At 72.0% G+C, this 16244-nt stretch carries 11 protein-coding genes; 3 read left to right on the top strand and 8 right to left on the bottom strand.

Annotated features, from left to right (window positions below; all coding sequences use genetic code 11):
- The first annotated feature begins 75 nt into the window (after positions 1-75).
- A complete protein-coding gene (locus KIK06_RS04475; protein ID WP_268642024.1) occupies positions 76-2232 on the top strand; it encodes a sigma factor-like helix-turn-helix DNA-binding protein in 2157 nt (718 codons plus the stop codon).
- A 184-nt stretch (positions 2233-2416) separates the two neighbouring features.
- On the opposite strand, the gene KIK06_RS04470 is transcribed toward KIK06_RS04475, so the two are convergent.
- Complete coding sequence (locus KIK06_RS04470) at positions 2417-3925, bottom strand: DUF4241 domain-containing protein (protein ID WP_268642023.1); 1509 nt, start codon at positions 3923-3925, stop codon at positions 2417-2419.
- A gap of 238 nt (positions 3926-4163) precedes the next feature.
- On the opposite strand from KIK06_RS04470, the gene KIK06_RS04465 reads away from it, so the two are divergent.
- Both KIK06_RS04465 and KIK06_RS04460 read left to right on the top strand, forming a co-directional pair.
- A complete protein-coding gene (locus KIK06_RS04465) occupies positions 4164-6248 on the top strand; it encodes a plasmid pRiA4b ORF-3 family protein (RefSeq protein ID WP_268642022.1) in 2085 nt (694 codons plus the stop codon).
- A gap of 844 nt (positions 6249-7092) precedes the next feature.
- Positions 7093-8091 carry an HNH endonuclease gene (locus KIK06_RS04460; RefSeq protein ID WP_268642021.1) on the top strand — a complete coding sequence of 333 codons (999 nt, stop codon included), beginning with the start codon at positions 7093-7095 and terminating at the stop codon, positions 8089-8091.
- Positions 8092-8179: 88 nt separating this feature from the next.
- On the opposite strand, the gene KIK06_RS04455 is transcribed toward KIK06_RS04460, so the two are convergent.
- The 7 genes from KIK06_RS04455 to KIK06_RS04425 form a co-directional block, all read right to left on the bottom strand.
- On the bottom strand, positions 8180-9241 hold the full coding sequence (locus KIK06_RS04455; RefSeq protein ID WP_268642020.1) for a restriction endonuclease: 1062 nt from the start codon (positions 9239-9241) through the stop codon (positions 8180-8182).
- An 85-nt stretch (positions 9242-9326) separates the two neighbouring features.
- Complete coding sequence (locus KIK06_RS04450) at positions 9327-9920, bottom strand: hypothetical protein (RefSeq protein WP_268642019.1); 594 nt, start codon at positions 9918-9920, stop codon at positions 9327-9329.
- Between the two features lie 508 nt (positions 9921-10428).
- Positions 10429-11379: a mechanosensitive ion channel family protein gene (locus KIK06_RS04445; RefSeq protein ID WP_268642018.1), complete on the bottom strand. Its 951-nt coding sequence runs from the start codon at positions 11377-11379 to the stop codon at positions 10429-10431.
- A 167-nt stretch (positions 11380-11546) separates the two neighbouring features.
- Positions 11547-11831: a hypothetical protein gene (locus KIK06_RS04440; protein WP_268642017.1), complete on the bottom strand. Its 285-nt coding sequence runs from the start codon at positions 11829-11831 to the stop codon at positions 11547-11549.
- A 687-nt stretch (positions 11832-12518) separates the two neighbouring features.
- A complete protein-coding gene (locus tag KIK06_RS04435) occupies positions 12519-13295 on the bottom strand; it encodes a hypothetical protein (RefSeq protein ID WP_268642016.1) in 777 nt (258 codons plus the stop codon).
- Entirely contained in the window at positions 13292-15346 is a 2055-nt protein-coding gene (locus KIK06_RS04430) for a hypothetical protein (RefSeq protein WP_268642015.1), read from the bottom strand. Before KIK06_RS04430 ends, KIK06_RS04435 begins: the two co-directional genes overlap by 4 nt.
- Positions 15336-16196 carry a hypothetical protein gene (locus tag KIK06_RS04425; RefSeq protein WP_268642013.1) on the bottom strand — a complete coding sequence of 287 codons (861 nt, stop codon included), beginning with the start codon at positions 16194-16196 and terminating at the stop codon, positions 15336-15338. Before KIK06_RS04425 ends, KIK06_RS04430 begins: the two co-directional genes overlap by 11 nt.
- Positions 16197-16244: the final 48 nt, after the last annotated feature.

Genomic DNA, 16244 nt, shown 5'->3' with positions numbered 1-16244 from the left:
GCCTCGGTATCAGTTGGTCACAGGGGCCGTGCATCATGAGGGCCACGGCACCCCCTCGACGTGAGAGGCCCCTCCTTGACCCGACCCGTCGATTTCCGGCTCACCCACCTCGTACCCGCCCTCGACCACACGTGCGACGACCTGGTCGGCACGGCGCTCGGCCATCCGTCCCTGCCCGAGGAGCGCTGGTGGCGGCGGTTGCGCCTGCCGCTCGTGCTGGGTCGCGTCGGGGCCGACCATCTCGCCTCGGGAATGGCCCGGCTGGCGCTCGACCGCTGGGAGGGGCGGGCCCCGGGCGAGGTCATGCCCGCGCTGTACGCGTCCGTTCTCGCGGGAGCGGAGGTCGAGGGCGTCTCGGACGAACACCGGGCGCTCGCCAATCCGCTGTGGCGGCTGACCGAACAGCTGGGGGAGGAGGGTGCTCGGAAGGCGCTCCGGGAGGCGTTCCTGGCCGTCCTGGCACGGCTGCCGCGGGAGGGCACTGGGGACGACGGTCCCCAGGACGGTGACGAGACGGTGACGACCGTCGCGGACACCGGTGTGGAGGGCGATCGATCGGGCACCGGGGTCGCGCCGTCCGAGGCCCCGGAGACAGGGGACGGCGCGGAGGCGGAGGCGGTCGTCGCGGCCGACGGACCCGCCGACGACGCCCCCGCCCCCGCCGCGGGGGAACCGGTCCCGGACGGGAGCCACGACACCACCCTGCTCGACGCGATCAACGGGTGGCTCGAGGCGGGCGACGAACGCCGACGCGCCCTGGCCTCGCGCCGGATCTTCACGGATACGCCCGAGACGCTGGAGGCCATCAGCAGCGACTTCGGGGTGAGCAGGGAACGGGTCCGCCAGATCAACAAGCAGGTCGACCAGAACCTGAGGGCCTGGTTGGCGTCCCCCGCCGGTCAGCCCCTGACGACCCACGCGGCGGAGGTGTCCGCCGCGCTGGGCACGGCGGCCCCGCTCGACGCGTTCTGGGCCCTGCGCCCCGAGTACGCCCTGCGCCCACCCGCCCTGGACGTCCCGATGGGACGCGTCGTCCTCACCCTGCTCCCGGAGCACCGCGTCGAGGGGGACTGGGTCGTGACCGAGGCCGCCGACACCCTGGCCAACCGACTCGCGGATCTGTTGGCGGATCGGACCGCGGTGCCGCTCGGCGAGGTCCTGGACATCGTGCACGAGGCGGGCGTGCGCCCCGAGCACGCGCGCGCCTGGATCGAGGCACAGCCGCAGACCCGCGTCCTGGCGGACCACGTCCTGCGGTGGGTGCGCAACCTGCAGGAGAAGGCGTTCGCCGTCCTGTCCGCGACGGGACGCCCCATGCACGTCGACGAGCTCGTCGAACACATCGGCGGCGAGTTCAGCGAGGGCGGTTTCCGGGACCGGCTGCACAACGACTACCGCCTCATCCGGCGGGACCGGCGCGTGTTCGGTCTGCGCGTGTGGGGTGGTGAGGAGTACCTGGGCGTCGAGGGGACGGTACGCCGCGAACTGGAGCGCGCCGGGGGCGAGATGCGTGTCTGCGAACTCGCCGAAACGATCTCCCGGCGCTTCGACGTCACCGAGACCACCGTGCGCGGTCTGACGGCGGGCAGCGCGTTCGCGCACCCCCGGCCCGGGTGGATCGCCCTTCCCGGCGACACCGCGGCGGACGGCGACGGCTCCTATCGTCCCCGCCGCTCGGTCGACCGCACCCGCAGGTGCTTCACTGACGCCGACGGCACCTGGTGGCTGCGGGTGGAGGTCAACGCCGACCACCTACGCGGCTCGGGCTTTCCGATCCCGAACGGTTTCGCCGCCTGGACGGGCATGCGCCCCGGCGTACGGATGCCGGTGCTGATCGGCGACCGCGAGGCGGTGGCGGCCTGGAAGCAGCAGCCGCTGATGAGTTCGGTCCGCCCCCTGCTCGTGGAGGAGGGCGCCAACGTCGGAGACCACGCCTTCATCACCATCTGCGAGGGGCGCGTGCGGTGCCGGGTGATCCCGGCCGACTCCGCGGGCACCGACCCGTTGACCCGTGCCCTGCACCTGGCCGGTGTGCCCGCGTCGGCCGCCGGCTCCGGCACGGTGGCCGGCTCCGACACGGTGGCCGGCTCCGACACGGTGGCCGCCCTCGCCGCGGCGCTCGGCCTCCCCTCGGACGCCTCCGAGGAGCGGGTACGGGAGTGCCTGGACGATCGCGGGGACAGCGACATCCTGAGCCTTCTGGGCACGCAGGCGCAGGGGGACCACGGGTAGGGGCGGGGGCGGGGATGTCCCGCGCCTCGCCCCCGTGGCCGTGGATGGACGATGAGGGGGAGGCCCCGAGGAGGGCGCCGCCGATGACAGGTGTCCGCGAACCGCCCTCACCGAGATGGCGGACCCACCGCTTCCAGGTGCCTCGACCGGCTGGTGGGGTCGCCCGTGGAACGCGCCCGAACGGCTACGTCTCCAGGGGCCGGTCGATGACCCGGGTGTCGACGACCAGGGCGGCGACGCGGCCGTCGGCGGTCCGCCCCAGCCACATCGGGCAGGGATCGGCGCCGTAACCGGCGGGAACGGTCACCAGGTTCCCGCCGCTGACGGGCTCGTCCAGGGTCCTGGACCAGTGGCTGGTGTCCCCGGACCGCGCACGGGGGTCGGTGGAGGCGAGGGAATCGGGGGCCTCCGTGTGGACGATCGCGTGCGCCAGCCGCCGCAGCAGGAGCACACCGTGCCGGGTGTGCGCCTCCCCGCCCATGGAGTCGCCGACGGTACCCGCGAACACCTGGGCCGTGTGGGAGCCGGGGGCGTCGAGGAAGGCCCGGGCCGCCTCCCGCATCCGCCGTTCCCGGTCGGCGAACCGCTCCCGCTCCTGCCCCGTGTGGCCGATGACGAGGTTGTGGTCGCGCTCCGACTCCAGGAACAGTTCCTGGAGGTGGGGCAGACATGACACGTCGCAGGCACTGACCACACCGCTGCCGCCGTCCACCAGCACGCCGAAGAACTGACCCTCTCCGAGGACGTGGAAGTCCTGGCCCGGGCTCAGGGCCATCTCCCAGGTCTCGACCGGAGTTCCCGCCAGATCCGCGACGTCGATCCGCAGGCCCGCCACCAGGGCGAACTCCCGGTCGGGAGCGGTGGAGCGCAGCACCGACAGCCGCATGGGGTGATCGCCGGGCGGCAGGGGGACCGCCAGGGCCTGCTCCTCCTCGGCGTCCACCAGCCGGGAGGGGTCACAGACGAGGAGCCGCCCGGTGGGCAGGGCGATCGTCCCGATGTCGTGCACCTCGACCGTGCCCGCGCTCTTCCACCGCGCGTCCCGGTGTCGCGTCCCCGGCCGGAAGAGCTCGTCGACACCGACCGGCGCCAGCGGGCCCGGAGGACTCCAGGGCGCGGGTACGGGAGCGGGGTCGGGCTCGACGTCGACGTCACTCAACCGGAAGGGCGTGTCGTGCAGCCGGGGGTGCAGCGCCAGGAGTTCCTCCCAGCGGCCGAACCCGGGCGCCGACAGGTTCGCGATGGCCACGAGGTCCTCGTCCGGCCACCGGTTGACGGTGGTGCGCCCACCGCCGAGGTAGTCGTTGTGGTAGCTCGCCCACTCCGACCCCATCAGCACGACGGTGGTCAGCACGAGCCCCTGGTCCGCGTCGGTGCCCTCCGTGGCGGCGGGGTCCGGCCAGCGTCGGCTGTGGGTGAGGGCGAGCGCGCCGCCCTCCCGGCGCGCGTAGCGGTGGTGGGTGCGCCGCTCGCCGTCGGCGTCGAACAGCCAGACCCCGCAGTGGTCGTGCGACCAGGCGATCTCCAGCAGGACGAGCGGGTCGCCCCCGGGGTCCCGGACGAGCACGGCGTACTGTTCACCGGCCTCGTCGCGTTCCCGTGCGGCGCCCGGGGCCAGCAGGCCGACGGGGCGGGCGGTGGCGGGGTCCCACCCCTCGCAGTAGACGAGGCGGCAGGCGGTGGAGGAGGGCATGGTGGGGGTTTCTCCGATGCTTCGTGCGGGTGTCCCGAGGAACCTACCGCCCGCCCCTGACACGGACGGCCGGGGGCGGCGTTGCGTCCCGCGTCCGGCGGCGTATCCGGCCCGTCGGACCCGCGCGGAACCCGTCTCGTGCCCTTCTCCGCGCGGATTTCCCGAAACCGCCGTGCTTCCCCGAGGCCGACCGCTAGAACTGAGAGCACCGAACCGCAGCAAGCCTCAGGGAGAGGGCATGGCACGCCGCGCAACGTCGCATCGGGTCCACCGGCTCACGATCGCCCTCGACGGCACCAACCCTCCGGTGTGGCGCCGCGTCGAAGTACCCTCCGTCACCCGCCTCGACGAACTGCACACGGTCATCCAGGCGGTCATGGGCTGGAACGACGAACACCTGCACACCTTCGAGTTCGGCGGACGGCGCTACAGCGGCCACGCGGACGACCATCCCGGGTTCGGTCCCCCCGACCGCGACGAGCGCGCGGCCAGGGTCGGTGACGTCCTGCGGCGCCCCGGTTCCCAGGGCACCTACGGCTACGACTTCGGCGACGACTGGCGGCACACCATCACCGTGGAGGACGTCGGCGAGGCCGCGACCGACACCGTCTACCCGCGGTTCCTGGACGGCCACGGCGGCTGCCCGCCCGAGGACTGCGGCGGCGCCGAGGGGTACGAACACCTGCGCCACCTGCGTGACCATCCCGACGAGATCCAGGACGGTTCCCACGGCGAGGCCGAGGAGCAGCGGGCCTGGGTGGGGCTGCTCGCCCCCGACGACCTCGAGGTCGGAGAGATCGGGGAGGCGCTGCGCGCGGCGGTCGGGGCACTGCCCCTGGACGAGCCCGCCGACGCCGCCGCACGCGCCGCCCCCGCCCGGCCGGTGACGCTCCCCCCGGCGGACGAGCTCGCCCGCACGGCCCTCGACGCCCCGTTGCTGCGCGGCGCGGTCCGGCTGGCCCGGTGGATCGCCCCGAGCCGGAAACTGACCGGTACCGGCGTGCCCCGCCCCGCCGACGCCCGCGCCGCGGTCGAGGAACTCGACCTGTGGCCGGTCGTCTCCGAGGAGGAGGCCGCCGAGCGCGCCGAAGCCCTGCGGCACAGCCGGACCGCCAGGGACCTCCTCGACTTCCTGCTGCCCTGGGAGGCGGCCGTCGAGCTGGGTCTGGTCGAGGTACGGGCCACCACCGCGCGCCCCACCGGCGCGGTCCACGGACTGGAGGCGGACCCCGAACGGGTGCTGGACCTGTGGACGGACCTGTTCGAGGCGGTCATCGAGGGTCCGCCCGCCCCGGGCGGTTACCGCCGCTCGGGGATCGACGGGTCCGACGCCCTTCCCCCCACCCTGCGCTCCCTGTACGAGGCGCCCGACGGCACCGAGTTCCCCATCGGCGAGCTGGCCGGAGCGCTGGTCCCCCGGGAAGACGGAGTGAGCCTCTTCCCCGCCCCGGACGCCGAGAGGTGGGAGGAGCTCATGACCGAGATCCTCTACGCCGCGGTGCACGAGCTCGCCGGGATCGGCGCGGTGCGGCTGACCGACCGCACTCCCCCGCCGCTCGCGGCCCTGTACCGGCCGGGGCACACCCGCTCACGCGTCCCCGACCAGGCTGAGGAGGAGGCCGCGCACCCGGACGGGGTCATCGACTGCTCGGTCGCGCTCACCCCCCTGGGCCGGTTCGGGACCCGGGAGCTCCTGCTCGGTTGGGGGGTTCCGGCACCGCTCAGCGGGTCCCTGGCCACGGCCGGGGCGGACGAGCTCCTCGACGCGCTGGCGGCGCTGCCGAGGGAGTACCACACCGCCGAGGTCACGCCGTGGGCGGCCAACCGCACGGCGGACGAGGCGGTGCGGGAGATCGCCGAGGCCGCCGCGGCGCCGACCGGCCACGGGGCCGCGCGCCGCGCCCTGGGCGCGATGGTGCTCAACTCGCTGGGTGAGCGGACCGCGCCCGCGCTGCGCGCCCTGCTCGGATCGGACCGAAGGACCATGGTCGGCCTCGCGGCCAGCGCGCTGCTCAGTTCCGACGCGCTCTCCCGGGAGGAGGGGCGGCGGATGTTCAGCGAGCACGGCCCCTGGATGGTCATCGACACCGTCGCCGGGCCGATGGAACTGGGCGAGTACCAGGTCAGCACGTTGTTCGCCCTCAACGAGGAGGCGGACGGAGGGTCCATCGGGCGGATGGTGCTCGAGACCGCCGACGACCTGTGGCGGGTGGACCACCCCCAGACCGTCCCGGCGCTGGAGACCCTGGGGCGGCTGCACCCGGACAGGCGGGTGGCCAAGGTGGCCCGGAGGGCCGCCCACAAGGCCCGCAGCCGGGGGTGAGGGCCGGTAGGGGCGGGGGATGTGAGGGCGGCCTGGACGGGCGGTGCCGCCATCGGGCCTTCGCAACGATGAGAGGTGGACGTCGCGCCCGGCCGGGTCCGCACTGACGTTCTCGCGGCATCCGTTCGGGAGCGAAACGTCCCGCCCTGCCGGACCGACCGCGTCGCCTCGGCATCAGCTCCGTGGTTTGCGCTGTGCGCGCACCTCGGCGCCGTGCTGACTTCCGGCGCTTTCCGGAGCCGGGCTTCTGGGACTGCCCCAGTACCTTCCGGAAGGCCTCCTCATATGTGTCACCCGCGGACGTCCTGCTCCGTGGTGCCTTCTGCGGCATCTCCAGAGCCCGCCCGCAGATGCGTCGCGCCGCCTCCGGCCTGGTGGCCGCCGCCGTCCGGGCCTCTGTGAGAAGCCTGTCCAGTTTGGCCACGTCACCGCGCAGCTTCCGCGCGGGAGTCATCCTGGGCACGCGAACCGGACAGCGACTCGACGTGGCGCGGGCCGTGGTGTCCGACGCCGCACCGGAACTCCGACAGCGGAAGTTCTCGTGTTCGAAGTCGGGCTCAGCCGAACGGTCGCCGCTGACGCTCGGCCTGGGGGTCGTGCGTCCACCGGCCGCTCCCGCTACGCCATGTGGTCTTCCCCGACTTCACCATCGGCTCCCGCCCTCCAGGGAAGAAACACCCGCCGCACCGCCTGGTGGTGATGACCGTGCTCCCGTCATCCCCCAAGAACGTCGAGGCGAAGGGCGGTGGTGATGCGTGACCGCTTCCGGCCATCGTCGGTCATCAGGAGCACGGAACGCCTTTTCGGGCCACCCAGCGAACGCCAATAAGCGATCATGTCGGACATGAAGGCTTTTGTCGGAGTGACTGACCAGGACTGGGCCGAGTTCCTCGCCCAACGCCCCCATCTGACCGAGATCAACTTCTGGCGGCCCTCGTCCGACGCCGTATTCGGACGCATCGGTCTGGGCGACCTGTTCCTGTTCAAGACGCGTTATCCGCACAACAGGATCGTGGGCGGCGCCGTCTTCAGCGGTTTCGCCCGCGTTCCGCTCTCCCAGGCGTGGGCCGCCTTCGGAGAGGGCAACGGCAGGCGCGGCCTCGGTGAACTGCGCGCGGCGCTCAACGGCTACCGGCTGAAGGAGAAGAAACCCCCGATCGGCCCACACGACGACCCGCTCATCGGCTGCATCATGCTGCGCGACCCCGTCTTCTTCCCCGAAGAGGGAACCTTCCCGCCTCCACCGGACTTCAGGAAGAACCTCGTCCAGGGGAAGGGCTACGACGCGATCGAGTCCTCCGCCCTGGCGGACTACTTCGCCCCGATCGTCGAACGCGTGCTGTCCGCGAGCGGGGGCGCCCCGGCTGAAGAGGGAGCACCCTCCACCGCCACCTGGTCATTCGACGGACCCACGCGCGGAGAGGGACGCCTCGTACGTCAGCGCCTCGGACAGGAGGCGTTCAAACTCAGACTCCTGGACGCCTACGAGGGCCGGTGCGCGATCACCGGGGTCGACGTGCGTCCCGCTTTGGAGGCCGCGCACATCCACCCGGTCAGCCATGGCGGCCTGCACCGGCTCGACAACGGCCTTCTGCTGCGCGCTGACGTGCACAAGCTCTTCGACCAGGGTTACCTGGCGATCTCCCCAAGGATGACCGTGCAGGTGAGCCCCCGTCTGCACGAGCACTCCTCCGACGGGGTGAAGGAGTACACCGCCCTGGAGGGACGACCGTTGGACCTGCCCCAAGCGAAGGCCGACCGACCCGCCCCAGCCGCGCTCTCCTGGCACAGGAAGAAGGTGTTCCGGCAGGGCCCGCACGACGCGGACCCAAGCCCGACGTAGTCCGGATCCGTGCGCTCTCGTCTCCTTCCCGAAGGATCCTTGTCAGGGCAGGGAGAACACGGTTCGGGTCGTCTTGGCGACGCCTCTGTCAGCCGGACTCCTCCACGAGGGTCCACACGCGCTTGAGCGGCAGGTCCTTGACGATCTCCTCGGGCAGGCGGTCGTAGGTACGAAAGATCGCGTCCATGAGGTCCTTGTCCTGCCAGATCCGCAGCGTGAAGTACTGGTGTCCCATCAGCATGCGGTCGACCTCCCGGGTGACCCCGCCCCAGGCCACGAGGAGGCCGTGGTCGGCGTTGTGCTGACCCACCGCGCCGAGCAACTGCTGCACGACGGGCGCGCCCACCGGTTTGGCCTCGCTCTTGACCTGGACGACGATGCGCGGCGACCCCAGCCCCAGCGGACCGGTCCCGGCCAGGACGTCGATGCCGCCGTCCGGGCCCATGGGAGGAGTCGTGCAGTGGAACCCCTCGGCCGCCAGGACCGCCGCCACGAGTTCCTGCATCCGGTGACCGGCGAAGGTCTCGATCAGGTGGCTGCGCAGCCGGTCCGTGGCCTGCTGCTCGATGTCGAAGGCCACGGCGGTCACGTCGCTGGTCTCGCCCTCGTCGGCGTCGCCGTTCGGTTCCGCCCCCGGCACGATCCCCTTTCCCGTACGCGCCCCCGGATCGCTCCCCCGCCGGGCGACCTGGTCGATCCGCCACGCGCCGTCGTTGCGCCTGACCTGGCAGACCGTGAGGAAGGCGCCGAGCGAGTACAGCAGGTCCTGGCGGACCGCGGAGCGGGGGACGTCGTCGCGCAGCCACTCGACCCTGCGCACGTGGCGGCATCCGGGCTCGTTGGCCGAACGGTACTCGTACTCCCCCGTGACCCGGCCGACGGCGATCGCCGACCGGGTCTTGAGCGGAAGCACGATGAGGTCGCCCAGCTGGATACGGGACCGGAACGCCCAGAGCTGGGCCGCCAGGGTACGCAGCCGGTTCTCCCCGTCCGTCGGGAAGGCCCGGGAGAGGAGCTCGAAGACGTCCTCACGGGAGCCCGAGGGGGAAAGGTCGGGGACGCCCGTGAAACCGACGGCGGCGCAGCCGTTCTCCAGGGCCCACGGCTCCCACTCGCCCTTGGACCCGGCCCGGACGATCCATGCCCTCATACACGCTCCCATGTCGGTGCTCGGCCCCAAAGGTCTACCACGCGACACCTGTGCGGGGACGCGGTTCGGGTGGACCCAACGGGTGCTACGACGCGGGGCCGCCCCGGTCCGGAACCGGCCTCAGGATTTCCGGCCCCCACAGCCAGCCGGGTTCCAGGTCGACCCCGAGCGTCCCGCCCAGGGTGTCCAGTACCAGCGGGCGAAGGGCGCACTGGGCGACCCTGGGATGCACCCCGGGGTCGGGGCAGATGAGGACTCCGAGGACGCGCAGCTGCGGGGCCAGCGCCCGCGGATCGGCGCCCAGGAACCACGGCAGGCGCTGAAAGCACGCCCAGAGGAATCCGAGGGCGGCCCCGGCCAGCGCCGTTTGCACCCGGTCCCAGAGGGGTGTCTCCCACCCCTCGAACAACGCCGCCCGGGCGGCCCGCGGCACCCGTTCGGGGTGGTCGGTGCCCAGGTCGACCGCCCTCGCGATCTCCACCAGCAGGTCGCACCAGAAGTGACCGACGATCGCCCTCCCGACATCCGCGAAGGCCGGGTCGGTCGAGGCGCGCCGCGAGGCGTACCGGCGCAGGTCCCGGTCGAAGACCTCGCCGTGGAGCCCGGCTCCGAGTGCACCGATCCGCTCCCGTGTCGCCGCCTCGTCCGCGAGCCAGGCGACCAGGGCGGCGAGGACCACGGTTCCCCCGGCCCTCCGGAGGTATGGCGTGGGCGCCCTGCGCCCCTTCTCCCTGTGCCGTCTCCGCTGCTCCCACCAGAGCCGTTCGGCGGCCTCGCCCAGCCCCCTGATCTCCTGTGGATCTCCCCCCGCACGCGCGAGGTGGCCGGGCCATCCGTGTCGGCTTCCTCCGCAGGCGGTGCAGACGCATGTGGGCCTGGTCGCCAGTTCACACCGTGCGCTGTGTCGCACGAAACCTCCGTGGGGGTGGCGGCGGATCGAACACACCGCCACCCACAGTGACTCCTGGAGGTGGACCCCGGTACCCCGGACGCGGTCAGTCTGCGGTGTCCGGGCGGGAAGGACTCCCTGACCGCGGAGGACGTCCGGAGAGGCGTCGGCCCTCCGCGATGACGTCCGGGGCGAGCCCGGTGGCCGGACTCGGGCCGGAACACGACGATGGCCACGCACGCCTATCCGTCGTGCGTGACCATCGCGTCGCGGCCGCTCGCCGTGGCGAGTGGTCCCGTCAGGCGGTGGAACCGCCGTCGGTGCGCATCCAGACGGTGCGCTGGGGGAACGGAATCTCGATTCCCGCGGCGTCCAGGGACGCCTTCACGCGGCGGCGCAGTTCACGGGTCACGGCCCACTGCTCGAGCGGAACGGTCTTGACGACGAAGCGCACGACGACGCCGTCCGCGTCCAGCGACTGCACACCCCAGATCGACGGGTCCTCCAGGAGGATGCCCTCGAACTGCGGGTCCTTGCGCATCTCCCGACCGGTCTGCTCCAAGGCCTCGTAGACCTTCTCCAGGTTGGACTCGTAGGACACGGAGACGTCGAGGACGGCGCGGGCCCAGTCCTGGCTGTCGTTGCGCACCCGCTGGATCTCACCGTTGCGGATGTGCCACAGGCCGCCGTTGATGTCGCGGACCTGGGTGAGCCGCAGACCCACGCTCTCGACCGTGCCGACCGCCTCGCCGAGGTCGACGACGTCACCGACGCCGTACTGGTCCTCGATCATGATGAGCATGCCGGCCAGGTAGTCGGCCACCAGGCTCTGGGCTCCGAAGCCGATCGCCAGGCCGACCACGCCCGCGCTGGCCAGCAGGGGGCCGAGGGCGATGCCGACCTGGTCGAGGATCATCGCCAGGGCCGTTCCCACGACGACGATGGTCGTGAAGCTGCTGAGCACCGAACCGATGGTGCGGGCCCGCTGCTGGCGCCTCTCGCTGGCCCTGGACGCGTCGCGCTGGAGGACCGCGGGCCCCCGGGCGGAGCGGTTCGGCGCGTTCTCCCCTTCGGAGGGCTGCAGGAGGCGTTCCACGGCGCGGGAGATCGCACGCCTGGCCACCGCTCGGACGATCAGCGCGCCGAGGATGATGAGGAGGATCCGCAGGGGGACGCCGACCAGCAGATCGAGGTTGTCCTGAAACCATCCGGGGACGGCGGCCGCCTGCTCGACGGCTTCACTGTTCACTTTGGTGCTCCACTGGGTTGGACGGACATAGGCGACGATCGACGTAGAACGTACTTGCGGTTCTCCGCACAGGTCAAAGCGGGTGAGGCGGAGCTCCGCGCCGAGGCCTTCGTCGGCGGTGACCGGTCCGGTTCCGGGCACGGCCACCGCCGGGGGGTCGCAGCCGATCAGAGGCTGGCCGGGACGTGTTCGAGGATGCGTGTGAGGGAGTCAGGGCCGGAGGCTTCGGCCAGGCCGGTGGGACCAGCGATCCAGTAGGAGAGCGTGGACTCCCCGAACCAGATGAGCAGGTGGGGGTTGCGGGCCTGGAGGGAGGCGGCGCGCAGGTGTTCGCGGGCGAACTCCGCGCGGTGGCCGCCGAACAGGGACAGCCGTGCGGCGCGACCGCGTCGACAGGAGGGGTGCGCGCAGGACGGGCACGGGGGTGCTCCCGGGGCATGAGGCGGATCCAACGTGGCGCACGGATGTCCTGTGCCTGAGGTCCTGGGCTCATGCCGCAGATCGAAGTCTCCCGTGAGGACCACCGGACGCTCGGCGCCATCGCCTCCCTGCTCGGGACCGACCGCACGGGTGCGGTGCGTCGACTGCTGTCGTGGGCGGACACGGCAGCGGACCTCCCTCTCACCCTGAAGGACCGTGACTCTCCCGGTATCAGTGTGTACACCACGTATCTGAGGCACCGCGCGGAGGGTGTCCTCGATCCTGGGACCGGTCGGCTCACGATCACCTCCTCCCATGGGACGAAGAGGAATTCGAATCCCCGAGCAGCGCGGCCGGCGCCGTGATCGCGCATTTCAACCCCGACCTGGCCAGGGACGAGGAGGGCAACGCGATCACCCCGTCGCGCAATGGTTGGGACTTCTGGCGTGTGAAGGAGACCGGTCGGCCCATCCAGTCCGTACGCCCGGATGCACCCACCCGGGGATGAGTTTCCCGCATCTGGCTGTGGGAGCTCGGCCCTCCACCGTTCAGGACGGTGGCCGGGGCCGCGCCTGCCCTGTGCGGGCACGAGATCAGCGGCTGGAAGCAGTGAGGGAGAGCGGGCACCCTCCTCCAGGATCCGCGCTGACAGGAGGGGTTACCTGAAGACCCCGGGGCACCGGCGCCGTCCCCACCGGCGCCCCGGGGTCAGGTCCCGGTCAGGCCGTGGCCCACCGCTCGCGCAGCCGGTCGGCCAGGTCGTCCCGATCGAGGCCCTCCATCATGGTCGTCAGACGGTCCAGGACGTCAGAGACCTCCCACTCATCGAGACCGTGCAGGAAGGCGTCCAGGACCGGATCGCCATGCGAGGCGGCGGGGGCGGGGCGCTCCGGGGGCACGACGTCCTCGGGCCGGGTGACCATGAGGTCGAGTGCCAGACCAGCGCTCTCCAGCTCGTTCAGGCGGCCCGGATGCTGTTCGAACCACCACACGCGTGCGACGACCGGATCGCTGAGGACGTCCCGGCGCAGCTCCGCCACACGGCGCATGCGCGCCCTGTGCAGGGCCGTGTGGACCTCGTTGCGCTGCCCGACCCGTTCCCTCTCCCGCTCCAGGGCCAGGTCCTCGGGATCGGCTGACAGCCCCACGCCCACCGCGACCTCCCGTATCTCCCGTTGCCCGAAGGTTCCCTCATCGATCAACGCGCAGGCGATGTCCGCTCCGGCCTGGCCCCGGTCCCCCAGCGCGAACACCGCACTGCGTTCCGAGGCCGACCGGATGATCTCGCGCTGGACACGCGCCAGCGCACGCGTCCGCTCCGCGGCGCCCACCCCGTTCCACGCCACCGTCATCTCGAAGGACGCGTCGAACCACATTCCCTCGGTGCTGCTCGGCAGCCTGGCCTGGAAGGTCCGTGTCTCGTCCGGGACCCGGAACGCGATGTTCCACGCGGGAGTCTCCACTCCCCACCACCGACGCAGGAGTCGACCGATCACTGCTCCTCCTCAGTTCGCATGGTCTCCAGCACACGCCACAGTTCCTCGATCACGGGTGCGCTGGCCTCGTGCACGTGCCGCCACCGCCGCACCGAGCGCCTCAGCACGAGACCGAAATCCTGGTCAGCCCCGGCCGCGTGCAGCAGCACCACAGCTCCCTGGGCGTCGGCGGGGCCCACCCCCGACAGGGCGTCGCACCAGGCCCACACGGCCCTCCCCACCCGGGGGTCGGCACTGCTCGCGGCGACCCACGCCGCCGCCACCGGCTCCGTACCGATCTCACCCGACCGGAGCGCCCCCAGGACGCCGGACCTCCCGTCCCCCTGGCACAGGATCCGGGTGAGGGACCGACCCGCGACGACCGCCCTGCGCGCCTTCTCCTCCTGGCCGGCCCACTCGGACAGCTCCTCCAGCACCACCGCGTGGTTTCCGGGTTCGGCGGCGATGTCCTCCAGTGCCTGGAGCAACGACTCCTCCCACGCCTGCGGGGCCTTGTCCGCCACATGCCCCAGCCGGGTCAGCGCGGTGCCGGGCTGGACGCGCCCGTACACCCGGCACACCTCCACGACCAGGCGGTCGTGCAGGGACACCCCGCGGGACGTCGCGCGGCGGTACAGCCGGGACCGGATCGCGGGGCCAAGTTCGGGGCTGACCGCGGCCTCCGCGACGGCCGGAACAGCGGCCCACATCAGGGAGTGCTTGCCGCCCCATTGGTCGATCATCGACTCGATCGGTGCCGGGGCCCGGTGCCGAACCGCCACGTCCAGCCAGCGGCGTGCCATCTCCGCCCTGACCTGCCAGTCGAGGTCAGGAGCGACCTCCCAGCTCCAGTCCTGGAGGAAGGCGCGCGCGTCCGGGTGTTCCCGCCACAGGTAGTCGAGGGCGTCGGCACCGCGGCCGGGGCGGTTGAACCACACGCGGTCCGCGCGCGTATGGGCCCCTATCTCCCTCAGGTGGGAACTGAGCCCCTCACCGGAGATGGGCGTGCGCCACACCGAGGGCACCCGCCACCGCTCCGCGAGCCGGTGGGCCTGGTGCACCACGGTCGTGGTGGAGGCCCCCTCCAACACGGCCACGGCCTCCATCAGCACTCGTCGGAACTCGGTCTCCTGATCGTGCCGTTTGAACCAGTCGCGCAGTTCCTCCGTGGCGTCGGAGAACGCCTTGAGGGTCCGCTCGATCCAGGCGGAGAGGTCGTCCTCGGTGAGGGGAGGCTCCGGTGGCGTCGACCGTTCCGCCGTGCGGACGAGCTCGATGGCGTGAACGGGTCCCGCTCCCTCCAGGACGGTCCGGACGCCGGAGTCACGGGACCAGCGGTCCGCGCACACCGACCCCTGGGAACGGGACATGGCACGGCGGAAGACATCCTCCGTTCTCGCGGGCTCCTTGATCCGAAGGCGCGCACGATGCTCGCTCTCCTCCGACTCCCATTCGCGTGGGCGCGCGATGACGACCAGGAGGGCGCCGACCTCGCGGAGTTCCTCCGCCAGTGCCCTGACTCCCGCCTTCTGGAGGTGCGTGGGCTCACGCAGGTGCGTCAGGTCGAGGAGGCGTGAGTGCGCGGACTTGGCCACCAGTCCCGTCAGCCCGGCGTCGCGGGCGTCGGGGTCGGCCACGACCTCCTGGACCCGTACGTCCGGACGGAGCGTGGCCAGCGCGTGGATGGCGGTCATGGCCCTGCCCGTGCCCGGTTCACCGGTGATGACGCCGGTGTGATGGCGGCCCAGCTCGGCCTTGAACGCCGCATAGGCTCGCGCGTCGGCGGGGCAGAAGGTCTCCAGGACGTCGTCGATCCTGGCCTGGCTGACCCTGGTGGCCCTGCGGAGTCGACGAGTCGTCTCCTCCCCCGTGTAGTCGCGGTACTCATGGAAGTGGGCGCCACCGTTGATGTTCCCCGCGTTGACGGCCTGCCCGTAGTTCTCGTCGACGCGTTGACCGGACGGCCACTCCTGGGACGGGTCCTCCGGTGGCTGGTCGTGCGGGGAGTCGGGCGCGTCGTCCGGATCCTCGGGCGGCACGCCTTCCAGGGGCAGGGGTCCGTCACCGCTCACCGGGGTCGCTCCCGAAGGTGACGCCGCCGTTCAGGACCCCGGTCTGGATCGCCTGTCCGTGGTTGGTGCCGATGGAGCTCGCGGTTCCCGGTGCGGCGGCGTTCTGGTCGGCGGCGGGTCGCCGTTGAGAGGTGTCTTCCGGGGCTCCGCGTCGGTCCGAGCCGTCCTGGACCGGTTCGGAGTCCTCCCCGATCGCGGAGGTCCAGGAGGGGGTGGGAACGAAGAGGTAGCCCTCGGCGCGGTACTCCTTGTCGGGCAGGTTGACGTGGACCGGGCGCCAGCGGCTCTCGTTGACGGACGCGAAACCACCCAGGACCACGTCCTCGTAGACACGTCGGGAGATGATCGCGGCCAGCAGCGTGGTGTCGGGATGCGACGTGGCGAGTTCGCGTTTGACCGGGTCGGAGTCGAGGAGGCGGTGGGTGGTGATCATCGCCTCCCCCATCGCGTCGATGGCGCTTCGGCCGCCGGTGTCGGGCAGCGGGCCGACGTCGATACTCGCGCGCAACCGCATCCGCAACTCCCTGTCGAACACCGCCAACTGGGGTTGGACCTCCTCCAGAACCGTCTGGAGGGTTTCGAGGAACGGGCTGAGCAGGAACGGAAGGTGTTCGGGGTCGGCTCCCAGGACGTAACCGTCACCTCCGTGCCGGGGGAATCGCGCGTCCTCCCAGACGCGTGCCATCCCCGCACGGATCAGGGCCTCCTGGAGAACCTGCGGGATCACCTCTCCGACGATCTGTTGGTGTCGCGGCCTGCTCCGGCTGAACTTCTCCATGTCCACGGCGAGAACGGCGCGGTAGGGCGGCAGCGGGGCGCTCTGACCGAGCCGTGACACGTCCAGTTCCATGAGGGCTCCCTCGCCTCTGCCCGACCGTCCGCCAGGCGTGTGCCCCCA

Source organism: Nocardiopsis sp. EMB25, from assembly GCF_026797795.1.
GTDB classification, from domain to species: domain Bacteria; phylum Actinomycetota; class Actinomycetes; order Streptosporangiales; family Streptosporangiaceae; genus Nocardiopsis; species Nocardiopsis lucentensis.
The sequence above is the reverse complement of the archived record's forward strand: the minus strand, read 5'-3'. Positions and strand labels throughout refer to the sequence as shown.

Bases quoted from the DNA above. Each gene is read 5' to 3' on its own strand.
- KIK06_RS04470 (WP_268642023.1), bottom strand. From the start codon at position 3,925: ATGCCCTCCTCCACCGCCTGCCGCCTCGTCTACTGCGAGGGGTGGGAC.
- KIK06_RS04465 (WP_268642022.1), top strand. From the start codon at position 4,164: ATGGCACGCCGCGCAACGTCGCATCGGGTCCACCGGCTCACGATCGCC.
- KIK06_RS04460 (WP_268642021.1), top strand. From the start codon at position 7,093: ATGAAGGCTTTTGTCGGAGTGACTGACCAGGACTGGGCCGAGTTCCTC.
- KIK06_RS04455 (WP_268642020.1), bottom strand. From the start codon at position 9,241: ATGAGGGCATGGATCGTCCGGGCCGGGTCCAAGGGCGAGTGGGAGCCG.
- KIK06_RS04425 (WP_268642013.1), bottom strand. From the start codon at position 16,196: ATGGAACTGGACGTGTCACGGCTCGGTCAGAGCGCCCCGCTGCCGCCC.